The sequence below is a fragment of the Treponema sp. UBA753 genome (assembly GCF_002297325.1).
GTDB lineage: Bacteria > Spirochaetota > Spirochaetia > Treponematales > Treponemataceae > Treponema_D.
On the sequence record NZ_DBKJ01000069.1, the window covers coordinates 1 to 3690 of the forward strand.

The 3690-nt window shown below is 38.6% G+C and carries 4 protein-coding genes; all 4 read right to left on the reverse strand.

Annotation, left to right across the window (positions count from 1 at the left end; genetic code table 11):
• Nucleotides 1-211 precede the first annotated feature (211 nt).
• Entirely contained in the window at nt 212-1249 is a 1038-nt protein-coding gene (gene tsaD, locus B4C08_RS06010; protein ID WP_296663972.1) for a tRNA (adenosine(37)-N6)-threonylcarbamoyltransferase complex transferase subunit TsaD, read from the reverse strand.
• Nucleotides 1250-1308: 59 nt separating this feature from the next.
• The gene (locus B4C08_RS06015) at nt 1309-2481 is read right to left on the reverse strand and encodes a divergent polysaccharide deacetylase family protein (RefSeq protein WP_296663974.1); all 1173 of its coding nucleotides are present in this window, start codon (nt 2479-2481) and stop codon (nt 1309-1311) included.
• 27 nt (nt 2482-2508) lie between these two features.
• Nucleotides 2509-3462 (reverse strand): ParB/RepB/Spo0J family partition protein, encoded by a 954-nt coding sequence (locus B4C08_RS06020; protein ID WP_296663976.1) that lies wholly within the window; start codon nt 3460-3462, stop codon nt 2509-2511.
• Nucleotides 3455-3690, reverse strand: a 236-nt coding sequence (locus B4C08_RS06025) for a ParA family protein (RefSeq protein WP_296663977.1), incomplete at its 5' end; no start/stop codon positions are given. The genes B4C08_RS06020 and B4C08_RS06025, both read right to left, overlap by 8 nt.

Consider the following 3690-nt stretch of genomic DNA (forward strand, 5'->3'; position numbering starts at 1 on the left):
AACCCGAAGCATAAAAAAGAGAACGGTGCGGCGCGCGGGCAACACCCTTACAAGCATTATCACTTTTTTTTGACATAGTCGAACCTCGATATAAAAAACTTCTATAAAATAACTAAAAGTCTTAAAATGCGTTTTTCCATTATACAAAAATATACGGATTTGTAAAAGTCAGAGCTTTTTAAAAAGACAAACTGAATTTTAACACAAAAAATTATCTTCTTCCAAAAGCCTCAAGATTTGCAAGTCCCCTTTTAAACTGCGGAATTCTTGCGCAGGCTGTTGTATTCAGCGGACTTGTTTCTCCACGTTTAAGAAAATGGTATGCAACACCGGCAATCATCGCACCATTGTCGCCACATAATTTTAATGGAGGAAAAATACAGTTTATTTCTTTATGTTCAGCAAGCATTGCCCTAAGCCGTGAATTTGCAGCAACACCGCCACCAGCAACAACAGTTTTAAGTCCGGTATCTTCTACAGCTCTAAGCAATCTTGAAACCAAAGTTCTGCAAGCAGTTTCCTGAAAAGACGCCGCGATATTTTCAACTGATTTTTCAAAGCCTTCATTTAAAAACATATCAGCCTGATGAATTACAGCAGTTTTTAGTCCGCTGAAAGAAACATCATAACGATGATCGCCTTTATCAAGTTTTGGAAGAGGAAAACTGAACGCAGTCGGATTTCCGTTTTTAGCAAGCTTGTCAATTATAACTCCTCCCGGATAACCCAAATCGTAATATTTTGCAACCTTGTCAAACGCCTCGCCAACACTGTCATCAATTGTAGTTCCCAAAATTTCCAAGTCGTCAAAACCGTTTACTTTTGAAATAATGCTGTGTCCGCCGGAAACCAAAAGCCCAATGTACGGATAAGGAATATCATTTTCAAGATGAGCGGCATACATATGTCCCAGCATATGGTTAACAGCGATGAAAGGCTTGTTTGCAGCCCATGCCAAAGTTTTTCCAAAAGTAAGCCCGACCAAAAGCGCGCCCATAAGCCCCGGACGATTTGTAGCGGCAATAGCATCAACTTCATCAAGCGTCAAATGAGCTTCCTCCAAGCTCTGCCTTACAACCGGAAGAATCCATTCAGCGTGCTTGCGGCTTGCAATTTCAGGAACAACACCTTTGTAAATTTGATGAAAAGGAATTTGAGTTGCAACAACATTGCTTAAAATTTTCCTGCCGTCTTCAACAATTGCGCAGGCTGTTTCATCACAAGAAGATTCTATTCCAAGAACTTTCATATATACTCCAACAGAATGACAAGGCAAATCATCGGTTTTATCTTGTATTCCAAGTAAAATTATTTTTGAATCTGCGAAGGAAAAGCAAACTTGTATCCTTTTTGCTTTAAATACGGATACATATCATTCAAAAGCTGCGGAAGAATCTTTGCAGATTTATCAACGTGGCCAATCATTATAACTTTTCCATTTTTATTTGCAATTCCAAGTCCGCGGTAAATTTGAGAGAGCATTTCATCTTTAGAAATTATGTCGTCTATAAAAACATCACGCTCAAGAATTTTCATATCTCGTTCCAATGCCGCTTGAGGAGCTTTTGTCTGCGCAGAAGTCCTAGAATCCACAAAGAAAATTCCGTTGTCAAGAACAGCATCAAGAACCGCTCCAATTTTCATAACATCGCAAGTTATAAGAGAGCCTTCATGATTATTAAGACCCTTTATCGGACCGATTTCCGCAATATTTTCTGAAACTTGCCTATAAACTTCGCTCAAAGACATATCAGGCAAAATCGCGCCCTCTCCGGGATTAAGCTTTAAATTTTGAGCTTGCATTGGCTGATGAAGCATAAGTTCCTGTCCAGAATTTCTCACAATGGCCGCACAATCTTTTGAATGCGCAAGTTTTGGAAGAACCGCAATCGCAATCGGAAAAGGAAGGCTTGTGTAAAGCTTTAAATTGTAAGTGTCGTATCCGCCGTCATCAATTATAAAAACAAGAGTCGCTCCATTTTTTGCAGGCGGAATCGAATATTTTTCAACTTTTATTTCTTCATTTTTTTTTGCAGGCGGATTTACAGAAGCAATCTTAGGAGATTCTTTTTTTACTTCCGGCTTAGAAACTGGCAGAGGCTTTTTTTCTTCAGATTTTTTTTCAACTGGAATTTTTTTTATTTCAGTGTGAATCTCGGATGGCTTTTGAACGGTTTCTTTTTTTTCAGGCTGAATGTTTTTCGGTCGATTTGTTTTGTTCTCTAAAATTTTATTTTTTTCAGTAGACTTATTTTTTTGTTCATGGCGCAAAACAGGCTGCTCAATATTTGCAACTTTTGGTTGCTTCTCTTTTTTTGGAGACGAAAAAACAAAAGCCATGGAAAGAAAAACCGCGCACAAAAAAACAATCGATGCGGACAGAAGCATAACACTTTTATTGTCAAGAATTATCTTTGGCTTCTTTTTGCGAGGAGTTCTTTTTTTTGCAGTTCTTTTTCGATTTTGTTTCTTTGCAGCCATTTTTATCAATAAAAAATTTTATTAAAACTACAAGTTAGCGTCTGGCACAATCAAATTAAAAATGCGATCCAAATCTTCAGAAGAAAAATAATTTATAGAAATTGTTCCCTTGCTGAATTCGCCTTTCAACTGAACTTTTGTTCCAAGCCGCTCGATAAGTTTTTGCTCAAGCGCCGCAAGATTCGGATCTTTTTTTGGCTCTGGCTTAAAATCAGTTTTTGCAGCCGAAGAAATTCCGCCTTTCATTTCCTTGGCAATATTTTCAGACTGCCTTACAGAAAGCCCCTGTCCTATTATTTTTCCAAAAAGAATCCGCTTGTCAGAATCATTTTCCAAGCTCAAAATAGCACGCGCGTGTCCAGAAGAAATTGAATCTGTAACAAGTGCTTTTTGAATATCTTCCGGAAGCTTTAAAAGACGAAGACAGTTCGCAACCGTAGATCTGTTTTTTCCAACGCGTTCCGCAACCTGATCCTGCGTTAAATTTCCAAGCTCCATTAAATCATAATAAGCCTGTGCTTCTTCCAGCGCATTCAAATCTGTACGCTGAATATTTTCTATAAGAGCAACTTCAAGTTTTCTTTGCTCTGAATATTTTCTAAGCTGAACAGGAATTTTTTTAAGTCCTGCGGCTTTTGCTGCACGAGTACGGCGTTCACCAGCAATGATAAAAAAAGTTCCGTCGTTCGCATCTTCTATTATAACAGGTGAAAGAATTCCTTCCTTGCGAACTGATTCTGTAAGCTCTGCAAGTTTTTCATCATCAAAGTAAGTTCGAGGCTGGCGAGGATTCGGTTTTAAAAGAGCCGGATCAACCCAAAGTGTTCCGTTTTCATCAGAAGAAATTCCAGCCGGAAGATTTAAATTTACAGGGGCCGCATTTTCCTTAAGTTGAACTCCATTTTCAGAAAATTCTTCGGACAAATCAACTTCTTGCATCAAGGCTCCAAGGCCTTTTCCTAATCCCTGATGTTTAGCCACGGCTGATTACCTCTTCTGCAAGTCTCTGATAGCTTTTTGCGCCAACACAATTCGGATCGTAAATGCAAATCGGCTCACCATGGGAAGGAGCTTCTGAAAGTCTTACATTGCGCGGAATAATTGTATTAAAAACAACATCCTTGAAATAACTTTTTACCTGCATAACGACATCCTGCGCAAGACGGGTTCTTGAATCATACATAGTAAAAAATATTCCGCCTATTACAA